Genomic DNA, 22,832 nt, shown 5'->3' with positions numbered 1-22,832 from the left:
GATGACGAGAACAACGGGCATATTGGCGGATGGCGCAATCCGGGGGCTGTTCGGTTCTGGGCAGTTAAAGAGCGAACGCGCGCTGGATGTGGACCAGATTCAGCCAGCCAGCCTCGACCTGCGTCTGGGTGCCAAAGCCTACCGCGTGCGCGCCAGCTTTATGCCCGGCCCATCGACAAAAGTCATCGAGAAGCTCACGCGTCTCAGCCTGCACGAGATCGATCTGAGCGAAGGTGCGGTTCTTGAAACCGGTTGCGTCTACATCGTTCCGTTGATGGAGGCGCTTGCCCTGCCTGTGGATATGTCCGCTTCCGCCAACCCGAAAAGCTCGACGGGTCGCCTCGACATCTTTACCCGCGTCATCACCGACAATGCGCAGGAATTCGACAAGATACCCGCAGGCTATAACGGCCCGCTCTATCTTGAGATCAGCCCGCGCACTTTCCCCATCGTCGTGCGCCAGGGTTCGCGCCTGTCACAAATTCGCTTTCGCATCGGTCACTCCGTCCTTGCCGATGCTGAAATGCTGATTTTGCACGAAAAGGAAACGCTGGTCGCGAGCGAAACGCCCAATGTCTCCGGCGGTGGCATTGCATTATCGATCGATCTTCAAGGCTTTGGTGAAAAGGGCCTGATCGGCTATCGCGGCAAACATCATACCGCGGTGGTCGATGTCGACCAGAAAGCCGCTCACGACGTGCTGGACTTCTGGGAGCCGATCTACGCAAGGGGCCGTGCCGAACTCATCCTCGACCCGGACGAGTTCTACATCCTGGTCTCGCAGGAGGCCGTCCACGTCCCACCTCTCTATGCTGCCGAGATGACACCGTTCGATCCGCTGGTCGGCGAATTTCGCGTCCATTACGCTGGTTTCTTTGACCCCGGTTTCGGCCATGCCAGCGCCGGCGGCACCGGCAGCCGCGCTGTCCTCGAAGTCAGAAGCCACGAAGTCCCCTTCATTCTGGAGCACGGCCAAATCGTCGGTCGCCTGGTCTACGAGCACATGCTGACCAAGCCGGAAGGCCTCTATGGATCAGGACTAGGATCCAACTATCAGGCTCAGGGCTTGAAACTTTCAAANCACTTCCGCCCGGAATAACTCCTATCGCCAAGCTTGACAGTCTGTCGCAACTATCAGATTTTGATTTCCGCGCGGNTGTAGCTCAATGGCAGAGCAGCAGCTTCCCAAGCTGAATACGAGGGTTCGATTCCCTTCACCCGCTCCATTGACCTTTCCAACAAGATCAATGACGTCAAATAAATGCTGATGTTTCAGCGTTTTCGCCTCACGCGCGCGTATAAACGTGCAACAGTATGCAGTGACATCCAGCAATTTTGATGGTCGGGAACCGATGCCGGAAAATGAAACTGACAGGCATTCAGAACAAGAATGTGATCAAGCGTAGAAGTTTCACCTGATGAAGCGAATAGCGCCGACCCTCGGTCTTACGAATTAACGTTACGTCATCTTTNGCTACTTTCCAATGTGCTTTAGGATAAAACGGCTCAGCGTAAACACAACTCAAATCTACCGCCGAAATTCGGTGGATTTTTTGGAGAGCAAAAATCTGAGACCGTCTTTCATTTTTTNGGCGCTGCAACACCCGATGGTGTTGTCAACACCAAATTTTAACAATCTTGTATTTTCTGGAACAAAAGCTACTCAAGTCACGTTGGTTTTCCGAATAGAAAAAANGGAATTACCAATGTCTAGGATGGTAAAACTCATTTCTCTCGTCGTTCTCAGCGTCGGTTTATCTGCGACTACTTCGATTCCTGCCCATGCACTTAGCATCATTGCTCCTGCATACGAGGGTCAGGCAGGCACGCAAGGCACCTACGATCACCCACCGGTCGCATTTACCGGAGGCTCATCAGATGCCGGGAATTCAAGTGGTTTATCGCTGTCTTCGCATGAAATCCTGCATGTGAAATGGTGCGCGCAGAACTACCCGTCATACCACGCCACCGACAATACGTATCAAATCAAGCATGGCGCGCGTACGGAATGCCGCTCACCTTATTGAATGACACCCTATCTGCTCTTCATCCTATATTTNGAAGAGCATGAGTTTTAATTAAANTTTCACTCAATTGTTCTTTGAGACCGGTTTGTGCGGCGTTTTATTCCAGACGAATGGTTTATAGCGCAGTTCAAAGACGGCACGCCAAGCGGCGGCAGACAGCAAGAGCCAATAAAGTGGTGTAGCGAGCCATCTTTNCCCGATCATACCCCGCTCATGCTTGATCATCGCTCGAGTCCCCATCAGCAGGAAGATGGCGTAACTCGCTACAATATTAACTGTGTCGATGCCGATAAGCGCGAGTTGCGTGGTGGAAAATACGCTTGGACCTTCCGTCCAGATTGTGTGACCAACGACCATCAAGTAGACGATAAAANGCGGATGAGTCAGCGATGAAAGCAACATGCCACCGATCAACAGGTGGAAGACCAGATAGGCTTTCCATCCCATTTCCTTTGCGACACTGACTGNCGATCGCATCATCACCAGCCAGCTTTGCAGCCAGCCTTTGAACCAGCGGCTGCGCTGGGCAAGCCAGACGAATATGTCTGTCGGGGCATCTTCCAATGTCTGATAACTGATGACATCCGAGTAGTAGCCGAGCCGGTACAGGCGCATGCCAAGATCGGCATCTTCCGTGACGTTGTAGGGATCCCAGGCTCCGGCATGGCGCAGGATCGATGCGCGGAAATGGTTTGATGTGCCGCCCAGCGGAAGAGGCATTTGCATGCGTGCCAGCATGGGCAACATGCGCCTGAACAGCGCGGAATATTCCAGCGAAAAAGACGATGTCATCCAAGAAATATTGGCATTGCTGATAATCAGTGGTGCTTGCAGGCAGGCCAGTTTTTCACAACCACTGCGAAAACGAGTATGGGCCTCGCGCAATTGTTTGGGATGCGGCCTGTCCTCGGCATCATATACCGCGATGAACTCTCCACGCGCGCCGTATAGCGCATAGGTCAAAGCCTTCGGTTTCGTGCGCGGCAAGGAAGGCGGCACATGAACGATCTCGAAGTGCGAGCCGGGGTTAAGGCGTTCGATTGCAACGATAGTCGATGCATCATCCGCCTCGCAAACTAGCTTGATATCCAGCCTAGATTTCGGCCAGTCGAGCCTGTTCAGCGCGGTGACGAGTTGCTCCACGATTGCCTCTTCGCGGTAGAGCGCGACAAGAATGGTATAGACCGGTAGCTGATCTTCCTTCGATTGCTCCACCAGTGCCAGTGTTCGCCGGTCCGGTTTTAAGCGCAACGGTACAAGACGAAACAGGATGGCGGCCATGTAGAGCGCAGCGGTCAGGATATGCAGAAGATGAAAGGTCAACGACGGCGAAAGAAGCATCGAGCCTATGATTATGGTAAANCCGACGCCGAGCAGAAATCCCTGCTTTCCGTGCAAGGTAATGCGCGCCGAATAAAGCGGTGTCGCATCGAATAATGAATTCACAGTCTGTCGTGTTCGCCTTTCCGCACCTGCCTGCCAGACGGCGGTGCGAAGCGCCGATGGCGTCGTGACAACAAGATCTGCAGCAATGCCGGGCGTGCTTTCCAGCGCATGTTTCAGCCTTTCGATGCTGCTAATATCAGGAACGATGGCTATATAGGGTTTGGTATCCTTTGGAGAGAGGCGGACCATTCGCGTTTCCAGGAGCTGGATATCAAGCGACGGTGTATCGACCACGATGGCCCCATCCAGCTCAGCCACGAATGGCAGCCGCAGAAAGCGGGCAAAAGCGCCAAAATACGCGGTTTCCGTTACGGTTTCGCTCGCTAGAAGCTCCGCTTCGAAGGTCGATCCGTTGCGAAGCGCACGTGCCGTAAACTCCTCGATATAGGGTTTNCCCAATCCGAGGGTCTTGAGAAAAGCAGCTTCGTCACTCTCTGCCACCGAGCTATCGAGGAAAGAAAATGGATCGTCTTCGAGCGGATCGAATGAGACGATTTCACCCTGTACAAGCATCGCTTTTCGCGATTCTTGTGTATACTCGTCAATACGCGACATACATATACCAGCCACCGAACCGGTGGTGCCCCAACAATTCCCCAGCGGATCATATACATGCGTCCTTTAGTTGCACCCTTCAAATTAATGGGTATTTNAGGTTATTTTGTCTGCGCGAGTATTTTTTNGGCGTCGCAGCCAGTCCGTGCGGAAAATCTTGTCGAAAATGGCGGACTGCCTGTTTTGTTCGATAAGCAGGAGCGGTTGCCGGGTGCAGACCTTTCGACGGTCTCGCGCGTGCGGTTTCTGATGTCGGTCGATTTTCCTCCATTCAATTTTACCGATCAAAACGGACGGCTGGTCGGGTTCCATGTTGATCTGGCTCGCGAGATTTGCGCTCAGTTGAAAATCGAAAGTAAATGCCAGGTCCAGGCGCTTCCTTTCGATGAGCTGGAGGCCGCGGTGGAAATGGGTGAGGGCGAAGCCGTCATGTCGGGCATCGCCTCCAGCCCAGACCTTCGGAAAAGTTTCAGCTTTACAAGGCCGTATATACTTCTGCCCGCCCGCTTTGCCATCAACAAGACAACCAAGCTGGAGGGNCAGTCAGCGAGCGCACTTTCCGGCAAGAAAGTGGGCGTGATCAGCAATTCCCGTCATCAGGCGATGCTGAAAGCATTTTTNCCGACCGTCGCCATCAACGGCTTCGATGGTTACGAGCCGATGTATGAAGCGCTGAGGACCGGCAAGATCGACGCCATCTTCGCCGATGGCTTACGCTTGCCGTTTTGGGTCTCGGGAACTGCATCCGATGGCTGTTGCGCCATGTTCGATGGTCCCTATATGTCCGATCGTTTTCTAGGCGAGGGTCTGTCCATCATGACGGTCGATCCGGAAGACAAGCTCGTGCCTGCTTTCGATCAGGCCCTTGCCGCTCTGTCACGTAACGGCCGACTGGAGGAAATCTATCGCCGCTATTTTCCTTACGGAATGTTTTGAACCTATCGGATTATTGGCTGGCCCAGATGATGCGGGCCACCCACTCGACGTCCGCCAGATCAAAGCTGCGATTGGGATGTTCCGGGTTCAGTGAGAACAATTCGATAGTCTTGGCGGTTTGGCGTGCCAAGACTTTCGCCATGACCTCTCCATCCTTGCTTTTGACGACAACGCGGTCCCCGCGACGAACCTGCGCACCGGGCTCTACGATCAGCATATCGCCATCGCGATAAAGCGGCATCATGCTGTCGCCTTGCACTTCCAATGCATAGACACCAGCCTTGTTAGCGGGGGAGGCGGGAAAATCTACGACATCCCAACCTTGGCCAGCGGGGAAACCACCATCATCAAAAAAGCCGCCTGACCCCGCCTGGGCAAAGCCGAGCAGAGGAATGGCGCCCGTCTGTGGCGGAAAATTGCCGTCGGGTAAGGTGTTTTTGCTGGCATGGCCAAGGGCGTAACCGAAAAACTGGTCGATCGTCGCCCCGGTTGCATCCAGCACTTTGGACACCGATTCGGTGGAAGGCCAGCGTTGGCGACCATCAGGGCCTACCCGTTTGGATTTGTTGAACGATGTCGGGTCAAGTCCCGCTTTCCGTGCCAGACCGGAAGGCGTCAGCTGGTTACGGTCCGCGAGAGTATCGATCGCACTCCAGATATTATCGTGTGATAGCATAATTTACGGCCCGGATGGAGCGGCGTCGTCACGCGGCTCGCTTCAGTATCTGACGAAATTTAGCCAAACACGAAGAAAGAGTAAAGTAAAAANGGAATAAAATCCTTATTGATTATGCGACCAATGTGGACATGTTGATCTTGGAAAGCTGGATGACGGCCTGGGTGCGACTATCCACCTTCAGTTTCAACAATATTGCCGAAACATGCGCCTTGATCGTGGCTTCGGAAACGCTGAGTTCATAGGCAATCTGCTTGTTGAGCAGGCCTTCGCCCAACATGCCCAGCACACGGTTTTGCTGCGGTGTCAGAGTGCGCAGCCGGTTGATGAGGTCTGCCATATCCGGGTCGTGATCCTGGCCGGACTGACAGGATGCCGGTATCCAGACATCACCCTCCAGCACTGCGCGGATACCGGCGCGCATATCTTCAATGCCTGAGGATTTGGAAATGAAGCCGGAGGCGCCAAGCTCGATGGCGCGGCGCATGGTGGCCGGATCGTCCGTAGCTGAAACGATGACGATGGGCAGGCTGGAAAACTCTGCCCGTAAAGCCATCAGCCCTGAAAAACCGCTGACACCGGGCATGGCGAGGTCCAGCAGCATGAGATCGGCATCGGGTTGGTAAGCGGCGGCCGTTTTCGCCGCTTCGAAGTCACCCGCCTCGATGATCGTGTTGTCGCCTTCAAGCCCTGTAACCGCCTGGCGCAAAGCGCCGCGGAACAACGGATGGTCATCTGCGATGATAATGGTGAGTTGTGACATGCAGCGCCCCCTCCCAAGAGCATTTCATGTGCGTCTCATTTTGGCGGAGTTCAACTTCACGTCAAGCATCCGCCAAATAAGGATTGCGTGAATACGGCTGCAATACAAGCTTTAGATTGCAGGTAATGCCTTGCGGGTGTCGTCCTGGGGCAAAAATCTGTGTGAGGCGGTGGACAAGCACCGGCATTTGCGGCAAACCGCCCGCAGTGAAGGAGACGCCGCATGAGTGAAACGCCCCCCGTCATCAACAATCTCGTCATCTACAAGATTGTCCCGACAGCCCTTTGGCAAAGGGCTAGAGACGCCGGTATTTNCCAAGGCGCGGCCATCGACCTTACGGATGGTTACATCCATTTCTCAACCGCAGCCCAAGTCAAGGAAACTGCACAGAAGCATTTCGCCGGTCAGGACGATCTTCTGCTGGTGGCCGTCGATGGTGGCGCGCTGGGAGACAAGCTGGTGTTTGAAACATCCCGTGGCGGCGATCAGTTCCCGCATCTCTATGCGCACCTGCCCTTGAGCGCGGTTTTGTGGGAAACACCTTTGACGATGGATGATGACGGCGCACACCAGTTTCCGGAGATTTCATGATGAGCGGATTTTTTNCCTCACTCGGTCGGCGCGGCCTGTTTCTGATGGACCCGGAAGTGGCGCATGGCATGTCGATCGCCGCGCTACGCAGTGGTTTCATGCCCACCTGCATGGTGCCGCACGATCCACGCCTGCAACAGACGGTGGCTGGCCTTGTTTTCCCCAACCCACTCGGCATGGCAGCGGGTTACGACAAAAATGCGGAAGTGCCCGGTCCGCTGCTGAAGCTGGGCTTCGGTTTTACCGAAATCGGCACGGTCACGCCGCTCCCGCAATCGGGCAATCCGAAACCACGCATTTTCCGGCTCTTGGAAANCGACGCCGTCATCAACCGTCTGGGGTTCAACAATGAAGGTCATGCGGTGGCGCTTGCGCGCCTTATCGCTGCTGGCCTGCGCGGCCTCGTCGGCGTCAATATCGGTGCGAACAAGGATAGCGAAGATCGTATCTCGGATTACGTGAAGGGCATCGAAACATTCGCTTCGGTCGCGTCTTATTTCACTGCCAACATCTCCTCGCCCAATACGCCGGGCCTGCGCGATTTGCAGGCGCGTGAGAGCCTGTCAGCCCTGTTGAAAGCCGTGCTGGAAAAGCGCGATGCCGAGGCACAGAAGCTGAACCGCCTCATTCCGGTATTCCTGAAGATCGCACCCGATCTGACGGAAGAGGGGCTGGATGATATCGCTGCCGAAGTGCTGGCCCATAATCTTGATGGCCTGATCGTCTCCAACACGACACTGTCACGTGATGGTCTGCGCCCCGGCCCGAACAATAACGAGACGGGCGGCCTGTCAGGCAAGCCGCTCTTTGATCTCTCCACGACCGTGCTTGCCAAAATGCGCAAACGCGTCGGCCCCGCTCTGCCCATCATCGGCGTCGGCGGCGTCTCGTCTGCCGAAACCGCGCTGGAAAAANTCCGTGCCGGTGCTGATCTGGTGCAGCTGTATTCCTGCATGGTCTATGAGGGGCCGGCTCTGCCCGGCCGCATCGTGCGAGGGCTTTCCACATTGGTCGCACGCGAGCAGGTTGGCAATATTCGGGAACTGCGTGATAGCGCGGTGGATCGTTGGGCCGAGCGTAAAATTTAAAGTCGCAACGGATTCATATACGTCTGTCATCCTGTACTTGATGCGGGGGTGACGGAGAGTTGTGGCTGCGGCCTTTACCCAAGCTCGTCACTTGCAAAGCACCATCGCCCAATAAGGCCTATTCTTAGCCGTTGCATCATAAGCAACCGCCACACCCAGGCCGCCGTAATTGCCCAGCATATTTTCCAGATGATGTGGCGAACTGATCCAGGCTTTTACCACGCGCTCGACCGTATCCTGTCCAGCTGCCACGTTTTCAGCCGCAGGCAGAGGCACGCCGCCGTCCCTCATGCGAATGAGAAANCTGTCGGTGAGGCCGATGAGATGCGCCATTTTTNGCGCTTTCACCATGCGGTTGGCCTGATAGGCGGCCGCCTGTTGAGCGGCGCTGTTGGCGGACAGCGTTGGGAGCCCCTTGGAGCGGCGAAGCTCGTTGACCATGGGAAGGGCTGATGCGGTCTCATCGCGCGTGCCGGAGGCGATACCCTTGTTGGTGCGCGTGGAAACGCAGGCGGAAAGTGCTGCACTTGCAGAAACCAGCACGAAGCCGCGCCGTGAAAACGTGAGCAGGGAATGTTGAGTCATATCAGCGGCGGAAGCTCAACAGGCGAAGGATGATGAAGACGGGGATGACGATGACCGCACCCGCCAGCAAATAATCTCCGATGCTGCCCAAGGCGCGGAAACCGCTGTGCCAGATGTCGAGCACGAAATCTCTGATGCCATAGATGATGTTCCACGGCGTCAAGCCGAAGACAGCCATGACGAAACCGACGATCAGTGACACGACAAGCAATTTGACGATTGTTCGCGCGACACTATCACCCAGCACCTTATCGACCTCACCCGCCATCAGCATATCTCCTAAATTCAGCCAAGACATAGAAAGCATGGCGCCTCTATGCAAGCCAAGACACATTCTAAGCGCTATATTTGCCGCTGCCATGAAATAGGAGTTGAGTTTTTTNATGGCCTGATGAAAGACAGTCCACCTCTTTCAGGAAAGCGTGCATGGCCCCACACCAGTTTNCTTCCGGCGACGCCATCGCAGACCGGCGCGCCGATTATGCCCGCATGCTGGCAGAGAGCGGAGATCCTGCGGCGGCCGCTGAACTGATGGAGCAGGCGCTGGAGCTAACGCCGTCATGGGCCGCAGGCTGGGTACAGCTGGGAGACTATTGTGACAAGGCGGGGCTGACCGAGAAGGCCATAGCCGCCTACGAGACCGTCAACAGGCTGGACCCGGAGGGAATTTTTGCTGCCCCCCTCAAACTCGCGGTGCTGGGCGCCGCCGAAACGCCGGAACAGCCGCCCAGCGCCTATGTCGAAGGCCTGTTCGATGATTACGCCGACCGTTTCGAAACCTCGCTGGTGGAAAAGCTGGAATACAGCGTCCCGCAAAAGCTGGCAGCGCTGATCGAAACCGCAAGACCGGCCACCGGCCAATTCACCTGCACGGTCGATATCGGCTGCGGCACTGGCTTGCTGGGTGCGGAAATCCACGGCTGGACACACCGCCTTGAAGGCTTCGACATTTCCACCAACATGCTGGCCAAGGCGCAGGAAANGGCCATCTACCACCATCTGGCCCAAGCCGATCTTTCGATGCCAGCAGAAACATCCGGTCTCTTTGCCGATGACCTTCCCCGTCACCGCGCCGATCTGGTCGCAGCCGCCGATGTCATGATGTATCTCGGCAGTCTCGAAACCGTCATGCCGCTTGTCATGGCGCTGATGGCACCGGGTGGAACCTTCGCCTTTNCGGTGGAGGATGCAGGTGACGAGGGAGGCTTCATCCTCCTGCCATCCCTGCGCTACGCCCATTCGGAAGCCTATGTCCGCGCCTTGTTGGAGGCATCCGGCCTGCAAATGCTGGAAATACGTAAAACCACCATTCGCAAAGACGCTGGAAAACCCCTCGCTGGCATTCTGTTTCTTGCCAGAAAGCCCGCCTGATCTTTNCGTTTCTTGCCTTTTGATCGATAGGTCAGCCTTGCTTACATATCGATGTTGAAACCTGGCCTTTTGCAGTGCAAANTAGGCGCAATCGAGCGATCCATCCCGGCGGATGCGTGATGCGGCGATGCACATTCACACAGCATTGACAGTTCCATTTCGGGGTAGCGCGCATGGCATTCACGAGAAGCGTTTATGGCATGTGGAGTGCTGATCCGGCCAAGCATGCGCCGCTGGAAGACATTCAGGGCATCGTCACCGGCAGCATCGTCTCGGCGCTCGGTTTCTACCTCCTAGCGAAAGTCGGCCTGCTCACCGGCGGCACGGCAGGCGTGGCCTTCCTCCTGCATTACGCTTTCGGCATCAGCTTCGGCCTGTTGTTTTTTCTCGTCAATCTGCCCTTCTATTACCTGTCCTTCCGTCGCTTGGGTCTTGCCTTCTCCCTCAAAACCTTCATCGCTATCGGCTTTGTTTCGGTGCTGACGGAACTGGAAAGCCGCTGGATGGTGGTGGAAAGCATCAACCCACTCTGGGCGGCACTGCTCGGCGGTCTTCTCTTGGGCTACGGCCTTCTGGCGCTGTACCGCCACCGCGCCAGCCTCGGCGGTATCGGCATTCTCGCTATCTATATTCAGGATCGTTTCGGCATCCGCGCCGGTCTCATCCAGCTTGCCTTTGATAGCTGCGTCATGATCGCCGCCTTTGCCGTCATCAATCCAGAAACGGTGCTCTACTCCATCGTCGGCGCCTTCGTGCTCAACCTGTTCCTGGCTATCAATCACCGTTCCGACCGCTACATCGTCGTGCGCTGAACGCTTGAATTTTTGTCCTTCGCGGCGCAAAGAGTTAGACTGCAACGCGGGGACGATCATGAGCGACATAGCAGAGCGCAAGCGCAACAGGTTTTGGGCATCGACGTCTGATAAGCATTCTCTCGTGGAAGATGCGCAGGCCGTCATCGCAGGCAGCATGCTCGTATCGCTCGGCGTCGTGCTTCTGTCCGGCGGTGGCCTGCTGATCGGCGGTGTCGTCGGCGTCGCCTTTCTGCTGCATTACGCGACTGGTCTCAGCTTCGGCCTTCTGTTCTTCCTCGCCAACCTGCCATTTTATTACATCGCCCTGCGCCGCCTCGGCCTGGCCTTTACAGTCAAGACCTTTTGCGCCGTCGCACTGACATCGGTCCTGTCGGAATATCTGCCGCACCTCATCGTGCTGCAAAATGTCAATCCNGTCATTGCTGCCCTCTTCGGCGGGCTCACGGTCGCCGCTGGCATGCTGGCTCTGTTTCGCCACCGCGCAAGCCTCGGCGGTTTCGGCATTTTGGCGCTTTACCTGCAAGACCGTTTCGGCATCCGCGCCGGGCTGGCGCAACTGGCGTTCGATTGTACGGTCCTCATCTGCGCATTCTTTGTCGCCACCCCCTTCATCATTCTCTGCTCCATCCTCGGCGCGCTCGTCATGAACCTCGTCATCGCCGTCAATCATCGAAACGACCGCTATATCGCGATGTGAGGCCCTTCTTTTTCCGGCTGCTTTCCCTATTTNAGGGTTGTGAAACACACAGAGCCCCCCATCTCCGGCATAGACGTCGGCACCTTGCCTTTATCCTTCCAGAAATGGTTTGGGGAAAAGGGCTGGAGCCCGCGCGCGCATCAGCTGGAATTATCCGCCCGCGCTAGATCTGGCGAAAACATGCTGCTGATTGCGCCCACCGGGGCGGGCAAGACGCTCGGTGGCTTCATGGCATCGCTCACCGATCTCGCAGAACGCGGCAAGGTACCACCCGGTTCGGCCTTCGTCGGTGTCCACACGCTTTACATCTCGCCGCTGAAAGCGCTGGCTGTCGATATCGAGCGCAACCTGATGAAGCCGGTATCGGAGATGGGCCTGCCCATTTCGGTGGAAACCCGCACTGGCGATACGCCGCAATCCAAGCGCCAGCGCCAGAAACTGAAACCGCCGGATATCTTGCTGACGACGCCGGAGCAGGTTTCGCTGCTGCTCGCCAACAAGGAAGCCGAGCGCTTCTTCAAGGATTTGAAATATGTGGTGCTGGACGAGTTGCATTCGCTCGTCACCTCCAAGCGCGGTCATCTGTTCTCTCTGGCCTTGGCGCGTGTGCGCAAGCATGCTCCCGGCATGCGCACCATCGGCCTGTCTGCAACCGTGGCCGACCCGATGGATTTGCAACGCTATCTCAGCCCGCAGGCGCAAGGCGAACCCACCGCCGGTCTCATCACCGTGGATGGCGGCGCAAAGCCCGATATTGCGATTCTCGGCACGGAAGAGCGCATTCCCTGGTCCGGTCATTCAGCCCGCTATGCCATGCAGGATCTCTACCCGGCTTTGAAAGCGCACAAGACGACGCTCATCTTCGTCAACACCCGTTCTCAGGCAGAGCGCATCTTTCAGGAACTCTGGACCATCAACGACGACAATCTGCCGATTGCTTTGCATCACGGCTCGCTGGATGCGGGCCAACGCCGCAAGGTGGAAGCAGCGATGGCCGATAACAAGCTGCGCGCTGTCGTTGCCACCTCCACGCTTGATCTCGGCATCGATTGGGGCGATGTCGATCTCGTCGTGCATGTCGNTGCACCGAAGGGGNCGAGCCGCCTTGCTCAGCGCATCGGTCGTGCCAATCACCGCATGGACGAGCCCTCCAAGGCCATCCTCGTGCCCGCCAACCGTTTCGAGGTCATGGAATGCCGCGCAGCGCTCGATGCCAACTATGTTGGCGCACAGGATACGCCGCCGATTGCCGAGGGAGCACTGGATGTGCTGGCCCAGCATGTGCTCGGCATGGCCTGCGCCGAACCCTTCGATGCGGATGACCTCTATCGCGAAGTCACCACCGCCTCACCCTACGCAGACCTGCCGCGCGAAACCTTCGACCGTATCGTCGATTTCACCGCCACCGGCGGCTATGCCCTGCGCACCTATGAGCGTTACGCCCGCATCCGTCAGACCAAGGATGGCCTGTGGCGCGTCTCCAACCCGCAGGTCGCCATGCAATACCGCCTCAACCTCGGCACCATCGTCGAGGCGGCGGAACTCAATGTCCGTATGGTCAAACGCAATGCCAAGGGCACCATCGGGCGCGGCGGCATGACGCTCGGCAAGGTCGAGGAGTATTTCCTCGAACAGCTGGTGCAGGGCGATACATTCCTCTTCGCTGGAAAGGTGCTGCGCTTCGAAGGCATCCGCGAAAGTGAATGCCTCGTCAGCCAGGCGTTTTCCATGGACCCGAAAATCCCGTCCTATGCGGGCGGTAGGTTTCCGCTCTCCACCTATCTGGCAGACCAGGTGCGCTCCATGCTGGCCGATCCTGCCCGCTGGAACGCCCTGCCGGATCAGGTGCGAGACTGGCTCGCCATCCAGAAGGAGAAATCCATCATCCCCAAACGGGATGAGCTGCTGGTCGAGACCTTCCCCTTCCGCAAGCGCTTCTTCATGGTCATGTATCCCTTCGAGGGTCGCTTGGCGCACCAGACGCTCGGCATGCTCTTGACCCGGCGTCTGGAGCGGGCAGGGGCCAAGCCAATGGGCTTCGTCGCCACCGATTATTCGCTAGCCATCTGGGCGCTGGAAGATATCGGCATGCGCCTGCAATCCGACCGTCTGTCGCTGCCGGATTTGCTGGATGAGGATATGCTGGGCGATGATCTGGAAGCATGGCTGGACGAATCCTTCATGCTGAAGCGCACCTTCCGCAACTGCGCAATCATTTCCGGCCTCATAGAGCGCCGCCATCCCGGCAAGGAAAAAACCGGGCGGCAGGTCACTGTCTCGGCCGATCTTATTTATGACGTTCTTCGCAGCCATGAGCCGGATCACATCCTGCTGGAAGCCACGCGGCGCGATGCCGCATCGGGGCTTTTGGACATTGGCCGTCTTGGCGATATGCTGAGGCGAATCAAGGGCCACACCACCCATTGCGCTCTGGAGCATGTCTCGCCGCTGGCCGTACCGGTCATGATGGAAATCGGGCGCGAGACGGTGCCGGGTCAGGCCATGGACGATGTGCTGGCCGAAGCCGCCGATGAACTGATTGCGGATGCGATGTCATGATGCATCGACCCGCCGGACAAGAAGGACAAAACCGAAACGTGCTGAGCCGACTTGCCCTGAGCGACAAATTTGCCACCGGCTTCGAATGCCTCGGCTCGGAGACCGCCATCAACGGCGTTGCTGGCTGGTGCGATCCGCTGGGCGGACTTTATCTGCCTGATCTGTCGCTGCTGGTCGTCTCGGATTTGCACCTGGAAAAGGGCGCCGCCTTCGCCCGCCGCGGCCGCCTGCTACCGCCCTACGACACCATCGCCACGCTTAAAATCCTGTCCTCTCTGATTACCCGCTATGATCCTAAAATCGTCGTCAGCCTCGGTGATAATTTNCATGATCGCATCGGCTCGCAGCATCTGCCGTTGCCTTTGCGCGATCTCATCAAGGAAATGGCCCGGGGACGCGAATGGATCTGGATCAACGGCAACCACGATCCCGATGGCACGGTGGATTTGCCGGGCTCATCGTCGGATGAAATGTTCTACGGCAACCTCGCCTTCCGGCATGAACCAAAACCGGGCGCATCGCCGGGCGAAATCGCCGGCCACCTCCACCCCGCCGCCACCGTGAGACGCCGCGACAAATCGGTGCGACGCCCATGTTTNGCAACCGATGGCACCCGCATGTTGATGCCAGCCTTTGGCGTGCTCAGCGGCGGTCTGGATTTGCGTCACAAGGCGATGCATGGCCTGTTCGACCATCCGGCGCTGATTGCCCACCTGCTGGGTCGTGACCGGATTTACTCGGTACGATTCAGCAATCTTCTCGGCTAACTAATCCCTGCGGAACAGTAAGCTCGCGCCCNAGCCGGTGACGACCGCCAGCAATACGCATAAAAAGCCATAGACCACAGGCGTCTGGTGCGCTGCATCGGTTATTGCCTGTTCCATACCGGTTTNGACGACGCGAAGACGCAGTTCCTTTNGCGCAATCGGCAGGCCGCTTTTGAAGAGGAAGGCGCGGGCGGTGTGCACGCCATTCGGTACATTGGCGGGCAGACGAAGAGTGGCCCAGAACAGGCCCGTGCGCTCCAGCCGAACGCCCGTCGTGTCGTTGCGATAAATGCCGCTAGAAAGCTTCAGTCGGCGATAGGCATCCTGAAANTCATAGACATTGTCGGGCACGCCGGAAAACACGGCGCTGCGCAACGGTAGATGTTCGACCCCCAGACCCATGGCCTTCAACGTTCCAGCCGTGGCGATGTTGTCGATATTACGGGTGCTGGCCATGGAGTAGGATTCCGGCAGCGGCGCAAAGGTTATGGCGCTGGTGTTGATCCAGATACCTCCGACCCGACTTTTCTTACGCACGGTGGAATAGTCGTTTGGACCTTCCAGCGTCACGACGATGTCGTACTGTCCGATGGCCAGCAGCAACTGGTCGGCATTGTTCAACGCGCCGAACATGGTGAAATCCGCGCCGCGAAAATCGGACGCAATGGAGATTTCGGTCGTCGATGCGCCGATCTCGATGTTTTCCTGAAGGGTGCGGGTCTGGCCGTTCGCATCTGGTAAAATAGCCAGTGGCGGCGTTTGCGCCAGTGCGGTGCCGCACCAGGTGCCGAAGACGGTGGCAATGAAGGCTGTGCGCATCAATAGCCCAACCCTCCGACTGCCACTGAAANCAGGTCTTCCGGTTTTACGATCAGCCCGATGGCTAGTCGTATGCCGACGGCCAGCACCAGAAGCGCCAGCAAGGCTCGCAACTGTTCGCCGCGCAACTTCTGGCCCACGCGCACGCCGTATTGTGCGCCGATCACGCCCGCCAGCATCAGAATGAAGGCGAGCACGATATCGACCGAAANGTTCGTCGCCGCCTGCACGATGGTCGTGTAGGCGGTGACGAAAATGATCTGGAACAGCGAGGTGCCGACAACGACATTGGTGGGAACGCGCAAGAGGTAGATCATGGCAGGAACCATGATGAAGCCACCACCCACACCCATGATGGAAGTGAGCACGCCGACGCCGAAGCCCAGTGCGATGATCGGAATGACGCTGAGATAGAGCTTCGACTTCTTGAAGCGCATTTNCAGTGGCAGACGGTGCACCCAGTTGTGATGGCCAGGGCGGCGAAGCGTCACGGTTTCATTTCGTGCGGAGCGGCGGATAGCCGAAATGCTTTCCTTCAGCATCAGTGCGCCCACGGTGGAAAGCAGGATCACGTAAAGCAACGAGATGATCAGGTCCAGTTGGCCGATGCTGCGCAGGAGCGTAAACAGCCAAACGCCAACCGTTGCCCCGCACAGGCCACCGATCAGCAGCACCCCTCCGAGCCGCACATCCAAAGTGCCACGCCTGAAGTGGGTGATGGAGCCGGAAACGGAGGAGGCAACAACCTGGTTTGCGCCAGTTGCCACGGCAACGACAGGGGGNATGTTGTAGAAGATCAACAATGGCGTGATGAGAAAACCGCCACCCACGCCGAACATGCCGGACAAAAAGCCCACAGCCGCGCCCATGCCGAGAATGATGAAAATATTCACCGAAAGTTCTGCGATGGGCAGATAGACAGTCACATCAGGACCTCGGGCATGGTTCCGTGCAAAACGGCAAAACCGCCGTTAGGCGGGCTTTTGCCACGAAGGGTGGTATCTCTGTCTGAATGGCGAAGGCAGGAAGCCTTGCGACCTTCATCGGTCATGCCCGTGGTGGGCATACCTGTCAATTACTCAACGGCAAATACGTTGATAATTTGAAAAGATCGGCAAAGAACCCACTTACTTGTTGCGAGCGAGCAATGCGGTGACCAGTTCGTCGGTAATGCGACCATCCGGCGCCTGCCCGATGGACTTCTGAAAGTCCTTGATGGCTGCTACCGTCGTGCGACCAAGCTTGCCGTCCGGTTCACCCGCTTTGAAGCCATTATTGTTGAGAATGGCCTGAATGTTGCGGATCGCCTTCTGCATGTCGACCGAAGACGTCTTGACCTCTTCACCGCCGGCCCATTCGGCTGGCGTGTTGACGGAATTGGATTCGTCATTCAGCGGCGTAACCTGCCATGCATCGACCTTCGCCTTGGCGCTGGCCAGTTGTTCAGGCCGCATGGCCTTTGCCACATCGTCGCGCTTCTGGCCTGCATCAGCATCGCCGTCCCGGGCGGCAATCGCAAACCACTTGTAGGATTCTTCCAGGCTTTGCGAAACGCCGCTGCCACGTGCGTAAAGAATAGCAAGATTGAACTGGCTGTCACGGACGCCGAGGTTCGATGCCTTGATGAACCAGTCGCCCGCCGCCTTGAAATCCGGTGCGCCTGCAGCGTCCGAAGCCAGCAGAACGGCGAGATTGTGCATGGCGCCAGCGTTACCCTGGTCCGCAGCCATCTGATAGTAGCGTTTTGCTTCTGAAAGATTGCGCTCTACGCCGTTTGCTTTCTCGTACATGTTGCCGAGACGGTATTGCGCGGGTGCCAGGCCACGGTCTGCGGCCAGCTTGTACCACTTGGCAGCTTCCGTGCGGTCGGCGGGAACGCCGCGACCATCGGTGTAGCGAGCGCCGATTTCAAACAATGCCTGACGGTCACCCTTGGCCGCTGCATCCGCCAATGACGGCGGTGCAATGCCGGCGGGAACGGTGATGGCCTCTGCCACCCGCAAATCCTGTTGGGTAAATACGGGCGCCTGGACGTCAGCGGGTGAGGCTGCTGGCTGCAAACGTTCAGCGGCACCAGAACTCCGCGATGCAGTTGGCGCAACGATGGTCGGTGTTTCCTGGGGAAGGCGGGCGCCACCGATCGGTCTGGTGTCGATCAAATGTTCACCCTTGTCCGCATCCACTTGCATGCGTTCCCCGGCAGCCTTCGCACTTTCGTCGATCGGGCTTTCGGACGGAATTGTCACCGCTGGTGGTTCGATGCTGGCCAGCTTTGGCTCTGCTGGCAGAGACGGTAGCGCGGATGTCTCTGCGCTCTTAGGCTCTGCGACGACAGGAGTAGGCGTCGTTTCGCCGCCGACCAGGGACTTGATGGCGGGCATCGCCATCATCGCCAGCAGAATGGCACCAATACCCAGCAGCAGCGGACGGCGGTAACGGGAAAGCGCAGAGCCTTCCTGTTCGGCGGCGGCTTTATTGCGCTGGGGGCGGGAGGTAGAGCTTCTGTCCGGCACGCTTTCCTGTGCTGCGGCCTGCGCCGCGCGGCGTGCTGCGGCGATGAAATCGGCACGGTTGTCGCTTTCGCCTGCACCGCTACGGGCCGCTGTCGTCTGGCTGGCGCGCACCCGCTCCAGAATTTTCTTGATATCAGGCGCGCCGGAGCCGGGCTCCAGCAGTTCTGTTTCTATATCGCCCTGCAACACATCCACAGGGTCAAGCGCTGGCGCGGGATCGACCTGCGTCCGTACCTGGACTTCGGTCGTTTTTGCCTCTTCGGTCTTTGCGGCGCTGGACTTGAAGCGACGTGTCAGGCCAGACAGAAGGCCACGTTTTTCCTGCGGTGCAGGTCTTTCGGCTTCCGGTGGCACAAGCATGTCGGTGCCGGATTGGTGGCCTGTCTCGCCTTCGAAAGCGCTATGTTCGTCCTTGGCGATCAATCCACCTTCTGGAAAGGTCGCCGTGGGCATGCGGGCGCCACTGTCATAATCTGCCCACTCACGGTCGGCATCCGGCGTTTGCGAAGAGCGCGATCCGTTGCGGCTATCCAGATTGTCGAGACGTCCGGCAATCTGAACCAGCGTTTCGTGCAGAGCTTCGAACGTGCGGTGCGTGCGTTCTTCGGTGTTGCGGCTCAAACCTTCGAGCTTACGCAGATCATTAGCAAGTTCAGTCAGAATGACCATGTCGGCGCTGTTTGCGGTCTGCGCCAGGTTGTTGCGCGAATGCGCTTCGAGAACGGCCTCCGCCGCCTGCCGGGCCGCTTCGATAATGTATTCGTCGCTTGACGCCATGTATTCTTCGATAGCGGACATGCGCTGGTCGAGTTCCGGAGACATGCCGACACTGTCGGCCGCGACTGGAGCCTTCGTCTCATCCAGCTTTGTGGCAATGTCACTCAAACGGTCTTCAAGTCGCTTGAAAGCCGTATCGTATGACAAAGCCTTTGCAGGCTTGGCTTCGATCTCTTCAATCCGACGCGCGATTTTTTCCAGCCGTTCGGCCAGTTTGTCGTTGACGGCGCCTGTACCGAGTCCATCGATCTTGCGCGAGATATCGGTGAGAAACGATGTCAGTTCAGGTTGGCTGGATGGGCGCTGGGAACGCTCCAGCAGCAGCGAAAGCTGATCGAGGCGTTCACCGAGTTGCGACACGCCACGCTCCGCAGAAAGCTCTTCGATACGGCTCGTCAGTGCATCCAGACGCGCACCCAGGGCATCCGTCGGCTTTTCCGAGGCGTCGTCCTTCAACGTATCGATTTGCGCAGAGAGCGTGTTCAAGCGATTTTCCAAGCGCTCGCCGAGTGCTGGATCGAAGGCGGCAGGGCGGTTTCCGGCAGCAGCGATGGCGCGGCTGATTTCGTCCAGACGCTGATCTAGGCCTGAAAAATGCTCGCTGTAAGCCTGATCATTGGGCTGCATGTGCCTGCCCATATGCTCGACAGCGCTGGCGATGGTCAGCAGCTTTTCTTCGAGAGCACGCACGGTCGTGTTGCCGCTCATGGAGCCAAGCTGGCCTTTGATGTCGTCCAGCCGGTAAGCGAGCGCGACGATTTCTTCCTGAAGCGGGGCCGTGTCGAAACCGCGCAACGTATTGTCCATGGTGTCGAAGCGCTGCTCCATACGGTGCATGCTGTCTTCGCGTGCAACCTGATCCATCAGGTTGCGCAATTCGTCAAATTCGATGCGTAGCGCTTCAGCGTCGGGCGACGTGGCGCCACCCATGCGCTCTATGCTGGCGGCAAGCCGTGCCACGTCCTCGCGAATATCCTCGGCAAANTCCTGATCTTCAGCAAAGGACCTGATGTTGCGCAGTTCAGAGCGCACGCCCTGCATTTCGCGGGCAACGCCTTCTGAAATCTCATGCTTCAGTTCCTGTCGCAGGCTGACAAGCGCCTCGGCCACTTCGCGCAAGGCAGCATCGCTTTGCACGGGTTCTGGGGCTGGGCGCTCGATGCGCGCTGTCGGGCGGGGGCGGGCTGCAGGAATGGCGGTCGAAGCGCGGTAATCGCGTTCGACATAACGGCGGTCCATCTCGCGTTCCGCAGCAAGGTCTGTGCCACGCGGTACATCCGCCTGTTGTCTTTCCCAGCGGGCATCCAGTGCCTGCTGACGTTGGCGAATTTCGTTGACGGGGTCGAAACGGGGTTTGAGGGGAGGTCTCAAGGGGGCAGTTTCGGAGCCTCCGCGACCATTTTCAGGCCGAGCAGGTTTCGCACCCAGCAAATCCTCGATCCGGGCTTCCAGACCTTCGATGGTGCGGTTGAGCGCATCCAGAGACGATCTGTCGTTTTGACGATGGGAATTCGATCGCAATCCGTTCATCTGCCTGCCCGCTTCATCGTTGCCCGGTTGTTTGCTCCACCGGGGACCAAAATGGTCTGGTGAAGCAAAGGTCTTCTGTGTTGATAGTGACTCCACGATTCGACGCGGTCCCTGAACAGGAACAATTGACCAAATGTGGTTAACAAATAGTTAATTAGCGACTTCTGTTTNAATACTTTCTTTAATATTTAGCTTGTGCGAGGCTTGCCCGCTACACGTTAAAATCGTGATAAATGTCGTTTGACGTTTACGCGCACGTCAAATATTGTGGCGTCATGTTAAAGCCGGAGCGGTCCGGCAAACGATGCGGAGGATCATCGGTAATGCCTGTTTACAAGGCCCCAGTACAAGACACACTTTTCATTCTGAATGACGTGCTCGGCATCGAGCGCTATAACAATCTACCCGGCTTCGAAGATGCAACGCCCGATATGATCGAGGCGATCACCGGCGAAGCGGCAAAGCTTGCCGAAGAACAGCTGTTCCCGCTGAACCTGTCTGGCGATCAACAGGGCTGCAAGCGCGCCGAAGACGGTTCGGTGTCGGTGCCGGATGGTTTCAAGCAGGCTTACGACGCCTATTGCGAAGGCGGCTGGACCGGCTTGGCCGTACCGCCGGAATATGGCGGGCAGGGGCTTCCCTACACGCTGCACGCGGCCATCGGCGAATATATGTCGTCGGCCAACCTGTCGCTGATGATGTATCCCGGCCTGACGCAGGGCGCGATTGCCGCTGTTCTGGCGCATGGTTCCGAAGAGCAGAAGCAGACCTATCTGCCGAATATGATTGAGGGAACATGGTCCGGCACCATGAACCTGACCGAGCCACATTGCGGCACCGATCTTGGTCTTCTGCGCACCAAAGCCGTGCCGCAGGGCGATGGTTCCTATAAGATTTCCGGCCAGAAGATTTTCATCTCGGCTGGCGAACACTCCATGACCAGCAACATCATCCATCTGGTTCTCGCCCGCATCGAAGGCGCACCAGAGGGGACCAAGGGAATTTCGCTGTTCATCGTGCCGAAGTTTCTCGTCAATGACGATGGTTCTGTGGGCGCCCGCAACGGCGTTATCTGCGGCGCGCTCGAACACAAGATGGGCATTCACGGTAACTCCACCTGCGTCATGAATTACGATGACGCAACCGGCTACCTCATCGGCGCGGAGAACAAGGGCCTTTCGGCCATGTTCGTGATGATGAACGAAGCCCGCCTCGGCGTTGGCCTGCAAGGCCTCTCGGTCGGTGAAATCGCCTATCAGAACGCCGTGGAATATGCTCGCGAACGCATTCAGGGCCGTTCTCTCTCTGGCGCCAAGGCTCCTGAGAAGAAGGCGGACCCGATCATCGTGCACCCGGATATCCGTCGCACGCTGATGACCATCAAAGCCTACAATGAAGCAGGCCGCGCCTTCCTTCTCTGGACCGCGCTCCAATCGGACATCGCCCACCGCGCAACCGACGAGAAGGAACGTCAGGCAGCAAACGATCTGCTCGGCCTCGTCACGCCAATCCTCAAGGGAGTGCTGACCGACAAGGGCTTCGACCACGCCGTCATGGCGCAGCAGGTCTTCGGCGGCCACGGCTATATCGAAGAACACGGCATGAGTCAGTATGTTCGCGATGCCCGCATCACCATGATCTATGAGGGTGCCAACGGTATTCAGGCGCTGGATCTCGTCGGTCGCAAGCTGGGCCTCAATGGTGGTCGTGCCGTGATGGCACTCTTCAAGGAAATCGGTGATTTCTGCGAGGAAAATCGCGCCGATGAAAGCCTCACGCTTTACACCAAGGGCCTCAAGAAAGGCCTGAACGACCTGCAGGCCGCGACCATGTGGTTCATGCAGCATGCGATGGCCAAACCTGACAATGCCGGTGCCGGTTCGACCGATTACATGCACCTCTTCGGCCTTGTCGTCCTGGGTTACATGCAGGCCCGCATGGCAAAGGCTGCACAGGCTGCGTTGTCTTCGGGTAGTGCGTCGGATGAGCAGTACCTCAAAACCAAGCTGGTCACGGCCAAGTTCTTCATGGAGCGTATTCTGCCGGAGACGGCACTGCGCAAGACCCGCATCGAAGCAGGTGCCGATACGATGATGGAACTGGCTGCGGAAGCGTTTTAATGTCGCAGCAAGAGGTAACCCNTCACCTAGAAAATCTACGACTTAGCAAAAGCTAATATGGTGATTTNCTTACCTCTCCCACAAGGGGAGAGGTAACCCGGAGCGGGCGCGGCACCCTTATCTCTCCCCTTGTGGGAGAGAAAGCGATTTCGAAATCTTAGCCGCAGGCTAAGTTTCAGAAATCGCAAGTGAGGGNT

Annotated in this window: 19 protein-coding genes and 1 tRNA gene; 12 read left to right on the top strand and 8 right to left on the bottom strand. The window is 57.5% G+C overall.

Annotated features, from left to right (window positions below; genetic code table 11):
* Position 1: 1 nt before the first annotated feature.
* The 3 genes from CUC55_RS08740 to CUC55_RS08730 all read left to right on the top strand — a co-directional run bounded on the left by CUC55_RS08740 (position 2) and on the right by CUC55_RS08730 (position 2,027).
* A complete protein-coding gene (locus tag CUC55_RS08740) occupies positions 2 to 1,099 on the top strand; it encodes a 2'-deoxycytidine 5'-triphosphate deaminase (RefSeq protein ID WP_103087628.1) in 1,098 nt (365 codons plus the stop codon).
* Between the two features lie 53 nt (positions 1,100 to 1,152).
* A tRNA-Gly gene (locus CUC55_RS08735) sits at positions 1,153 to 1,226 on the top strand.
* A gap of 258 nt (positions 1,227 to 1,484) precedes the next feature.
* Positions 1,485 to 2,027 (top strand): BA14K family protein, encoded by a 543-nt coding sequence (locus CUC55_RS08730; RefSeq protein WP_425352795.1) that lies wholly within the window; start codon positions 1,485 to 1,487, stop codon positions 2,025 to 2,027.
* Between the two features lie 63 nt (positions 2,028 to 2,090).
* On the opposite strand, the gene CUC55_RS23620 is transcribed toward CUC55_RS08730, so the two are convergent.
* Positions 2,091 to 3,308, bottom strand: coding sequence for a glycosyltransferase family 2 protein (locus tag CUC55_RS23620; protein WP_425352800.1), 1,218 nt, complete (start codon positions 3,306 to 3,308; stop codon positions 2,091 to 2,093).
* 894 nt (positions 3,309 to 4,202) lie between these two features.
* On the opposite strand from CUC55_RS23620, the gene CUC55_RS08720 reads away from it, so the two are divergent.
* Complete coding sequence (locus CUC55_RS08720) at positions 4,203 to 4,964, top strand: transporter substrate-binding domain-containing protein (protein ID WP_103087627.1); 762 nt, start codon at positions 4,203 to 4,205, stop codon at positions 4,962 to 4,964.
* Positions 4,965 to 4,974: 10 nt separating this feature from the next.
* On the opposite strand, the gene CUC55_RS08715 is transcribed toward CUC55_RS08720, so the two are convergent.
* Complete coding sequence (locus CUC55_RS08715) at positions 4,975 to 5,640, bottom strand: S24 family peptidase (protein WP_067648864.1); 666 nt, start codon at positions 5,638 to 5,640, stop codon at positions 4,975 to 4,977.
* A 112-nt stretch (positions 5,641 to 5,752) separates the two neighbouring features.
* Entirely contained in the window at positions 5,753 to 6,403 is a 651-nt protein-coding gene (locus tag CUC55_RS08710; protein WP_067648861.1) for a response regulator transcription factor, read from the bottom strand.
* A gap of 222 nt (positions 6,404 to 6,625) precedes the next feature.
* Between CUC55_RS08710 and CUC55_RS08705 the strand changes: the two genes are divergently transcribed.
* On the top strand, positions 6,626 to 6,994 hold the full coding sequence (locus CUC55_RS08705; RefSeq protein ID WP_103087577.1) for a DUF952 domain-containing protein: 369 nt from the start codon (positions 6,626 to 6,628) through the stop codon (positions 6,992 to 6,994).
* Positions 6,994 to 8,082, top strand: coding sequence for a quinone-dependent dihydroorotate dehydrogenase (locus CUC55_RS08700; protein ID WP_103087576.1), 1,089 nt, complete (start codon positions 6,994 to 6,996; stop codon positions 8,080 to 8,082). The genes CUC55_RS08705 and CUC55_RS08700 overlap by 1 nt, the downstream gene beginning before the upstream one ends.
* A gap of 87 nt (positions 8,083 to 8,169) precedes the next feature.
* On the opposite strand, the gene CUC55_RS08695 is transcribed toward CUC55_RS08700, so the two are convergent.
* Both CUC55_RS08695 and CUC55_RS08690 read right to left on the bottom strand, forming a co-directional pair.
* Entirely contained in the window at positions 8,170 to 8,667 is a 498-nt protein-coding gene (locus CUC55_RS08695) for a CAP domain-containing protein (protein ID WP_103087575.1), read from the bottom strand.
* 1 nt (position 8,668) lies between these two features.
* Positions 8,669 to 8,935, bottom strand: a complete 267-nt coding sequence (locus CUC55_RS08690) for a DUF6460 domain-containing protein (protein WP_067649085.1) — start codon at positions 8,933 to 8,935, stop codon at positions 8,669 to 8,671.
* A 158-nt stretch (positions 8,936 to 9,093) separates the two neighbouring features.
* On the opposite strand from CUC55_RS08690, the gene CUC55_RS08685 reads away from it, so the two are divergent.
* The 5 genes from CUC55_RS08685 to pdeM all read left to right on the top strand — a co-directional run bounded on the left by CUC55_RS08685 (position 9,094) and on the right by pdeM (position 14,876).
* Positions 9,094 to 10,038: a class I SAM-dependent DNA methyltransferase gene (locus tag CUC55_RS08685; protein WP_103087574.1), complete on the top strand. Its 945-nt coding sequence runs from the start codon at positions 9,094 to 9,096 to the stop codon at positions 10,036 to 10,038.
* Between the two features lie 200 nt (positions 10,039 to 10,238).
* Positions 10,239 to 10,850, top strand: a complete 612-nt coding sequence (locus tag CUC55_RS08680) for a YitT family protein (RefSeq protein WP_062450943.1) — start codon at positions 10,239 to 10,241, stop codon at positions 10,848 to 10,850.
* A gap of 58 nt (positions 10,851 to 10,908) precedes the next feature.
* The gene (locus CUC55_RS08675) at positions 10,909 to 11,550 is read left to right on the top strand and encodes a YitT family protein (protein ID WP_067648846.1); all 642 of its coding nucleotides are present in this window, start codon (positions 10,909 to 10,911) and stop codon (positions 11,548 to 11,550) included.
* 39 nt (positions 11,551 to 11,589) lie between these two features.
* Positions 11,590 to 14,109: a ligase-associated DNA damage response DEXH box helicase gene (locus CUC55_RS08670; protein ID WP_103087573.1), complete on the top strand. Its 2,520-nt coding sequence runs from the start codon at positions 11,590 to 11,592 to the stop codon at positions 14,107 to 14,109.
* A 38-nt stretch (positions 14,110 to 14,147) separates the two neighbouring features.
* Positions 14,148 to 14,876 (top strand): ligase-associated DNA damage response endonuclease PdeM, encoded by a 729-nt coding sequence (pdeM, locus tag CUC55_RS08665; protein ID WP_103087626.1) that lies wholly within the window; start codon positions 14,148 to 14,150, stop codon positions 14,874 to 14,876.
* Here pdeM and CUC55_RS08660 read toward each other — a convergent pair whose 3' ends face one another.
* The 3 genes from CUC55_RS08660 to CUC55_RS08650 form a co-directional block, all read right to left on the bottom strand.
* Positions 14,877 to 15,695, bottom strand: a complete 819-nt coding sequence (locus CUC55_RS08660) for a TIGR02186 family protein (protein WP_103087572.1) — start codon at positions 15,693 to 15,695, stop codon at positions 14,877 to 14,879.
* Positions 15,695 to 16,621 carry a sulfite exporter TauE/SafE family protein gene (locus CUC55_RS08655; protein ID WP_103087571.1) on the bottom strand — a complete coding sequence of 309 codons (927 nt, stop codon included), beginning with the start codon at positions 16,619 to 16,621 and terminating at the stop codon, positions 15,695 to 15,697. Before CUC55_RS08655 ends, CUC55_RS08660 begins: the two co-directional genes overlap by 1 nt.
* Positions 16,622 to 16,822: 201 nt before the next feature.
* Positions 16,823 to 20,515: a peptidoglycan-binding protein gene (locus tag CUC55_RS08650; RefSeq protein ID WP_103087570.1), complete on the bottom strand. Its 3,693-nt coding sequence runs from the start codon at positions 20,513 to 20,515 to the stop codon at positions 16,823 to 16,825.
* Positions 20,516 to 20,838: 323 nt separating this feature from the next.
* Here CUC55_RS08650 and CUC55_RS08645 point away from each other — a divergent pair, with 323 nt between their 5' ends.
* A complete protein-coding gene (locus tag CUC55_RS08645; protein WP_067648831.1) occupies positions 20,839 to 22,635 on the top strand; it encodes an acyl-CoA dehydrogenase C-terminal domain-containing protein in 1,797 nt (598 codons plus the stop codon).
* Positions 22,636 to 22,832 lie beyond the last annotated feature (197 nt).

This window comes from Agrobacterium bohemicum (assembly GCF_002896715.1).
Lineage (GTDB): Bacteria > Pseudomonadota > Alphaproteobacteria > Rhizobiales > Rhizobiaceae > Agrobacterium > Agrobacterium bohemicum.
The sequence above is the reverse complement of the archived record's forward strand: the minus strand, read 5'-3'. Positions and strand labels throughout refer to the sequence as shown.

Excerpts from the sequence above, each read along its gene's own strand:
- CUC55_RS08680 (WP_062450943.1), top strand. The coding sequence starts at position 10,239 with ATGTGGAGTGCTGATCCGGCCAAGCATGCGCCGCTGGAAGACATTCAG.
- CUC55_RS08710 (WP_067648861.1), bottom strand. The coding sequence starts at position 6,403 with ATGTCACAACTCACCATTATCATCGCAGATGACCATCCGTTGTTCCGC.
- CUC55_RS08645 (WP_067648831.1), top strand. The coding sequence starts at position 20,839 with ATGCCTGTTTACAAGGCCCCAGTACAAGACACACTTTTCATTCTGAAT.
- CUC55_RS08715 (WP_067648864.1), bottom strand. The coding sequence starts at position 5,640 with ATGCTATCACACGATAATATCTGGAGTGCGATCGATACTCTCGCGGAC.
- CUC55_RS08690 (WP_067649085.1), bottom strand. The coding sequence starts at position 8,935 with ATGGCGGGTGAGGTCGATAAGGTGCTGGGTGATAGTGTCGCGCGAACA.